At 69.7% G+C, this 5,724-nt stretch carries 6 protein-coding genes and 2 pseudogenes; 2 read left to right on the top strand and 6 right to left on the bottom strand.

Annotation, left to right across the window (positions count from 1 at the left end; all coding sequences use genetic code 11):
• Positions 1-146: pseudogene (locus AC1DKD_RS38305) on the top strand (IS630 family transposase); the annotation flags it as partial.
• A gap of 25 nt (positions 147-171) precedes the next feature.
• Here AC1DKD_RS38305 and AC1DKD_RS38300 read toward each other — a convergent pair.
• From AC1DKD_RS38300 to tsaB, 4 genes are all read right to left on the bottom strand, one after another.
• Positions 172-1,326 carry a DUF1853 family protein gene (locus AC1DKD_RS38300; RefSeq protein WP_441637662.1) on the bottom strand — a complete coding sequence of 385 codons (1,155 nt, stop codon included), beginning with the start codon at positions 1,324-1,326 and terminating at the stop codon, positions 172-174.
• Positions 1,307-2,278, bottom strand: a complete 972-nt coding sequence (locus AC1DKD_RS38295) for a uracil-DNA glycosylase (RefSeq protein ID WP_441637660.1) — start codon at positions 2,276-2,278, stop codon at positions 1,307-1,309. The genes AC1DKD_RS38300 and AC1DKD_RS38295 overlap by 20 nt, the downstream gene beginning before the upstream one ends.
• A complete protein-coding gene (gene rimI / locus AC1DKD_RS38290) occupies positions 2,275-2,769 on the bottom strand; it encodes a ribosomal protein S18-alanine N-acetyltransferase (protein WP_035865087.1) in 495 nt (164 codons plus the stop codon). Before rimI ends, AC1DKD_RS38295 begins: the two co-directional genes overlap by 4 nt.
• Positions 2,770-2,855: 86 nt before the next feature.
• Positions 2,856-3,626 (bottom strand): tRNA (adenosine(37)-N6)-threonylcarbamoyltransferase complex dimerization subunit type 1 TsaB, encoded by a 771-nt coding sequence (gene tsaB, locus AC1DKD_RS38285; protein ID WP_477144487.1) that lies wholly within the window; start codon positions 3,624-3,626, stop codon positions 2,856-2,858.
• Between the two features lie 199 nt (positions 3,627-3,825).
• Here tsaB and AC1DKD_RS38280 point away from each other — a divergent pair, with 199 nt between their 5' ends.
• Positions 3,826-4,095 carry an acyl-CoA-binding protein gene (locus AC1DKD_RS38280; protein ID WP_035864953.1) on the top strand — a complete coding sequence of 90 codons (270 nt, stop codon included), beginning with the start codon at positions 3,826-3,828 and terminating at the stop codon, positions 4,093-4,095.
• 23 nt (positions 4,096-4,118) lie between these two features.
• On the opposite strand, the gene AC1DKD_RS38275 is transcribed toward AC1DKD_RS38280, so the two are convergent.
• Together AC1DKD_RS38275 and AC1DKD_RS38270 are read right to left on the bottom strand one after the other, a co-directional pair.
• A complete protein-coding gene (locus AC1DKD_RS38275) occupies positions 4,119-5,597 on the bottom strand; it encodes a DHA2 family efflux MFS transporter permease subunit (RefSeq protein ID WP_441634679.1) in 1,479 nt (492 codons plus the stop codon).
• Positions 5,594-5,724 (bottom strand): annotated as a pseudogene (locus tag AC1DKD_RS38270) (DUF1857 domain-containing protein); the annotation flags it as partial. The pseudogene AC1DKD_RS38270 and the gene AC1DKD_RS38275, both read right to left, overlap by 4 nt.

The raw sequence follows: 5,724 nt of genomic DNA, 5'->3' as shown, positions 1-5,724 counted from the left end.
CAACTCGACAACTTGAGCAAGCCATCCAAAAATATCTCGACCTGAACAACGCCAACCCCACGCCTTTCGTGTGGACGAAGTCCGCCGATGACATCCTCGCCAGCATCAGGCGATTTTGTCTGCGAATATCTGACGCAGGACACTAGCCAGGCAGAGGGCCAGGCACGGCCCTCACCCCACCGGCCTGGCGATGCGCTGGCGCGCACGCTCCTCCCACCCCGGCGGCACCACGAAGCCGCGCGTACGTTCCCGCCACACGCCGGGCTGCCCCGCCGGCTCCACTTCGCATAGCATCACCGGGGCCTCGCGCCGCCAGTTCTTCTCGTGGTGCGTTTCGGCAAAGCGCTGCGCCAGGGCCTCATGCACCGCCTCCGGCGTCTCCGTATGCGCTTGCGCCACCCTGGCCGGCGCCATCCATGCCGAGCGCGGCAGCCGGTACCAGCGCGATCCTTCCCGCTTGCGCGCCCAGTCCGACCAGTCCTGCAAGGTAGACCACCAGCCATGCAAGTGGTCGGGCGCGATGCCCAGATCGCTGATGGCAGCCGGCACCACGCCGTCCCGGTAGAACAGCCACCCGAGCAGGTAGACCTCGCTGCGATCGACCGGCCGGCCCAGCAGCGCGCGGGCCTCCGGCGTGTGCGACAGCGGCAGCTGGCGGCGCACGATATGTTCGAGCTTGTCGCCCAGCCGGTCCACCAGGTTGGGACCGACAAAACAATGCCGGTCCAGCACGGCTTTGCCGGTCCCGCCATCGCGCGACCCGGCATCCGCCACGGGCTCGACCAGCAGGTAGAACTTGGCCGCCATCTCCCAGTGCACGGTGGCGCCGCTAGCCACGTCTCGCCAGACGAAATCCAGCTCCCCCAGCGTTTGCACGCCATGGGTGCCGGCGCGGCGCACCGGCAGGTTCGCCGCGAGCAGTTCCAGTCCCTCGGTGTGTTCCAGCGTGAATTGCAGCAGGCGTTCCGCGTGGCGGCCCAGGCGCAGGCTGGGCGCGGGCGACGGGCCGCGCACGCGCTGCTGTTCCTGGCCAAGCGCCAGCTCGGCAATGGTGGGCGGCAGCGAACCGGGATCGGCAGCCGGCAGCCAGCGCTGCCAGGCGGCCAGCGCCCCTTCAGGCCAGCGCGCCAGGGCCGCCTGCGAAGGCGCCGAGCCGTTGACGACGGGATGGGCCGCGTCAGCTTCGGGCAGGAACGCGAGCAATGGGGGCGAAAGCGAGCACCAGGCGAGTTCGCGCAGGCGCTGCGAGGCGGCATGGCGCCAGAGCGGCGCCATCTCGATGGCGCCGCCGGGGCTTAGCGCGAAATCAGGCCTTGGCTCCCGCACGGTCGTGCACCTCGCGTGCCAGGCACAGGTCCTCCCAGGCACGCGCCTTGTCGGACAAGGTGCGCAACAGGTAGGCGGGATGGTAGGTCACCACCACCGGGATGCCTTCATAGCTGTGGACGGTGCCGCGCAGCTTGCCAATCGGCGTGCTGGTGCGCAGCAGGGACTGAGCGGCAAAGCGCCCCAGCACCACGATCAGCTTGGGCTGGATCAATGCGATCTGGCGCTTCAGGTAGGGTTCGCACCGGGCGACCTCTTCCGGCTCGGGATTGCGGTTGCCGGGCGGGCGGCACTTGAGCACGTTGGCGATATACACGTTGCGTCCGCGCGCCAGGTCCAGGGCAGCCAGCATATTGTCGAGCAGCTTGCCGGCCTGGCCGACGAAGGGCTCGCCCTGCTTGTCCTCGTTTTCGCCAGGCGCCTCGCCGATCAGCATCCATTCGGCCTGGCGGTCGCCCACGCCGAATACAGTCTGGGTGCGGCCGTTGCACAACTGGCAGTCCACGCAGCCCGAGACGCGCTGTTCGAGCGCGGTCCAGTCCAGCGCGGCAATGGCGGCGGAACGCGCATCGGCGTCCACACCCGGTTGGGCTGCCGGCGAGGGATCGAAGCCGCTTTCCGCCGGGATCGCGACGGGCGGCCGGGGGGGAAGGCGGACCGGTGCGGGGACGGGTCCGGCATCCATGTCTGGCCCCCATGCGGAAGGCGCCGCCACTGCAACCGCGTCGTCCGCGCCGGCTCCGGCTGGCGCATCGACAGCGGCAGCGCGCGTGATGACAACCTGCGCGGCTTCCTGCGCGGGCAGGTCGTCGTGATCCAGGGCATCTTCACCGGCGGAGGCATCCGCGGCCGCCCCGGGTGGCTCGGCGGCCTCCGGCATGGCTGGCGCGCGGCGCAGCACCCATTCATCGGCAATGCCGAGCACTTCGAGAAACCTGGCGCGGCGGCTCATGGCATGGCCTCCACAGGCGCCCAGGCGCGGCGCAGCACCAGCGCATCCTCCCGCGCATGGCCCGCGGCCGGGTAATAGCCCTTGCGCCGCCCGATCTCGGCAAAGCCCGCCTGGCGGTACAGCTCGATTGCACCGACGTTGGATGGCCGCACTTCCAGCAGCATGGTATGCAGGTGATGCCCGTGCGACGTGGCCAGGGCGACGGCCAGCAGCAGCCGGCCCAGCCCGCCACGCTGGCGCACCGGGTCCACGGTGATATTGAGCAGGTGCATCTCGTCGACCACCGGCATCAGCACCGTATAGGCAACCAGCACGCCGCCGGGATCCCGCAAAGTCAGGCCAATATGCCCCGCCTTGACGGAGTTCTCGAAATTGCCGCGCGTCCACGGATGGCTATAGGCCCTGGCTTCGATCTCCGCGACGGCTTCGACATCCAGCGCGCTCATGCGGCCGATGGCCCAGCCTGCCGGTATGCTCGGCATCACCGGCATGTCGGGCCACGCGCAGCCGGCGCCGGCTCCCTGGCCAGAGCCGGGACGGGCCGCGCCGTCGGCGGGTGGCAGGTTGCGCTCCACGCTCACGGCTGCTCCCCCGCCGCGGCCAGCGAGGCGCGCCGCGCCGCCGCGGYCTGGCGCTCGGCGATGGTCTGGGCAACCTTGTCGCGCAGGTAGATCGGCATGGCGTCCGCCGCCGCGACGGTTTCATTGCGTGCCAGCGCGCGCAGGGCAATCGATACCAGCGCCGGCGCGGCGGGCAAGGCTTCGGGCACGCTTTGCTGCGCAATCCCCGTGGCCTTGAGGCGCTCGCCAAACACGGCAGCGGCGCTGCCGGCCAGCCAGAACGGCCCTGCCGGCAGGCTGACGGCCTCGGGCGGGCACACCTGCATTTCGGTCGCTGCCTGCCACTCGTGCGCGCCGGCATCCCAGCGGAAAGCGCCCGCATAGGCTTCGTCCATGCGCGCATCCAGGGCAACCAGCACCGACACGCCGGGCGGCAAGGCGGGCATCCCCTCCCCGCCCAGGCGCACGCGCTCGGCACAGGCCATCAGCGAATTGACGGGAATCACCGGCAGGTCGGCCCCGAAGGCCAGCCCCTGGGCCACGCCGCAGGCGGTGCGCAGGCCCGTGAAGGAGCCCGGCCCGGCGCCAAACGCGATGGCGGCACAATCGGACAAGGCGATGCCGGCCTCGGCCAGCAGCTCGCCGGCGGCCGGCAACACGCGGGAAGAGGAGCGCGGGCCGGTATGTTCATGACGAACCAGGCACTCAAGGGCGCCGCCATCGGCAAGGCGCCCGAGCGCGACCGAACACCACTCGGTGGAGGTTTCAACTGCAAGAATCCAGGACATGGCGAGATTGTATCCGGAGCGACCTCAAAAGCTGAACTTGCGCGCGTCCGGGCCAACCCGCAACCGGGCGCCCCTTCCCCGCGGACTGAAGTGTTCTTCGGTTTCTTTCGGCGCCAACGCACCGTGGCGGGCGCTATCATCGCGGCTCACGCGCTTTGTCCCCCAACGCTTCCCCTTCAAACCCATCCCGGAGAATCCCATGAGCGACCTGCAGGCMCGCTTCGCCCAAGCCCAGCTCGACGTCAAGCAACTGACCGAGCGCCCCAGCAACATGACCCTGCTGCGCCTGTATGCGCTGTTCAAGCAGGGCAGCGAGGGCGACGCCCACGGCGACAAGCCGGGCATGACCGATTTCGTCGGCCGCTACAAGTTCGAGGCCTGGGAGACGCTCAAGGGCACGTCCCAGGACGACGCCAGGGAAAAATACATCGCGCTGGTGGAGGAACTGCGCAGCGGCACCACCGCCTGAAGCCGGACCGCCCCCCGGTCCCCCTAGGCCTGCGCCGCGTCGGACAGCGGCCTTGGCCGGATCCGCCAGGCCGCCAGGATCGCGGTGGCGATAACCAGCCCCACCGCGAGGAAGGTTTCGTCGAAGGCGCGGATGCGCGCGGCGGCGTCGCCTTCCGGGCCGAGCACCGCGCCCTGCGCCGCCAGCCGCCATTGCAGCCCCACCCCGGCCAGGCTCACGCCGATGGCGCCACCCAGTTGCCGCAGGAAGTTGATACAGCTGGAGCCCTGCGCGATCAGCGAATAATCCACGCCGCGCATCGCACCCAGCGTCAGCGAAGGCAGGATGCAGCCCAGCCCGATGCGGCCGAGTATCGCAAACCCCACCAGCAGCAGGTAAGGCGTGGCCTTGGTGCCCATCGCCATCAGCAGGAAGGAAGCCGCCAGCAGCGCGAGGCCGACGGATACCTGCCAATGCGGCGCGACGCGATTGGACAGGCGTCCCGACGCGGCGATGGTCAAGGCCAGCGCGATGCCCGCAGGCAACAGCACCAGGCCGGCGCGCGACGGCGTATAGGCCAGCGCCAACTGCATATAGACCGGCAGCAGGTAGGTGGACCCGAACAGCCCCGCGCCGTAGATGAACGCCACCACTGCCCCGGCCGCGAACTGCTGGTAGCTGTACAGGCGCATATTCATCAGCGGATGGGCGGCGCGCAACTGCCACAGCACGAACACCACCAGCATCAGTACCCCGAAGCCGGCCAACGCCAGCCCGGCCGGCAGGCTTTCACGCATCTGCACCAGCCCGTTGAGCAAGCTCACGGTGGCAATACCGGCCAGCCCCAGGCCCTGCCAGTCGAGCGGCTTGCGCTCGCCCATCATGGCGGAGTCCACCGCCATGAAGCGCCGCGCCATCCACAGCCCGATCAGCGTCAGCGGCACCACCACGAAGAAAATCGAGCGCCAGCCGAAGGCCTCCACCAGGAAGCCGCCCAGGCTCGGCCCCAGCGCCGGCGCCAGCACCACGCCGAAGCCGAACAGGCTGACCGCCTTGCCCTGCTCGCGCTCCTCGAACACCCGCAGGATCAGGATATTCGGCAGCGGCTGCAGGATCCCCGCGGCAACGCCCTCGGCCGCCCGCATGGCGATCATCACGCCGTAAGTCGGTGAAAATCCGCCAACCAGCCCGCCCGCGCCCAGCAGCAACAGGCTGCCCAGGAAGGTGCGGCGCAGGCCATAGCGGTTGAGCAGCCAGGGGGTCAGCAGCATCGACAGCGTCATGGCGATCATGAAGCTGGCCGCCACCCATTGCGCGCGCTCCTGCCCCAGCACGAAATGCCGGCTCAGGTCCGGAATGGCCACGTTGATGATGGTCGACGACACGATCGATGAGACCGTCCCCAGCATCAGCGTGAGCAGCACCAGCCAGCGCAGGCGGCTGCCATAGCGCGCCCGCAGCGATTCCCGGGTCGGTCCGCCCGGCTGCCCGCCGGGGGCAGGCGACGAAGGCTGCCCGCTCACCCCAGCCGCCCGAGGGCTGCCATTTCGCGAATCTTGCGCACGGTGTCGAGGTCGGCCTCATGGTAGGCCGACTTGACGATCTCGGCGTAACGGTCGTCGCCGCTGTCGTCCACCGCGGGCATGGTGT

It is taken from the genome of Cupriavidus sp. 05T313 (assembly GCF_056396665.1).
The sequence above is the reverse complement of the archived record's forward strand: the minus strand, read 5'-3'. Positions and strand labels throughout refer to the sequence as shown.

Bases quoted from the DNA above. Each gene is read 5' to 3' on its own strand.
- rimI (WP_035865087.1), bottom strand. From the start codon at position 2,769: ATGCCGGTGATGCCGAGCATACCGGCAGGCTGGGCCATCGGCCGCATG.
- AC1DKD_RS38295 (WP_441637660.1), bottom strand. From the start codon at position 2,278: ATGAGCCGCCGCGCCAGGTTTCTCGAAGTGCTCGGCATTGCCGATGAA.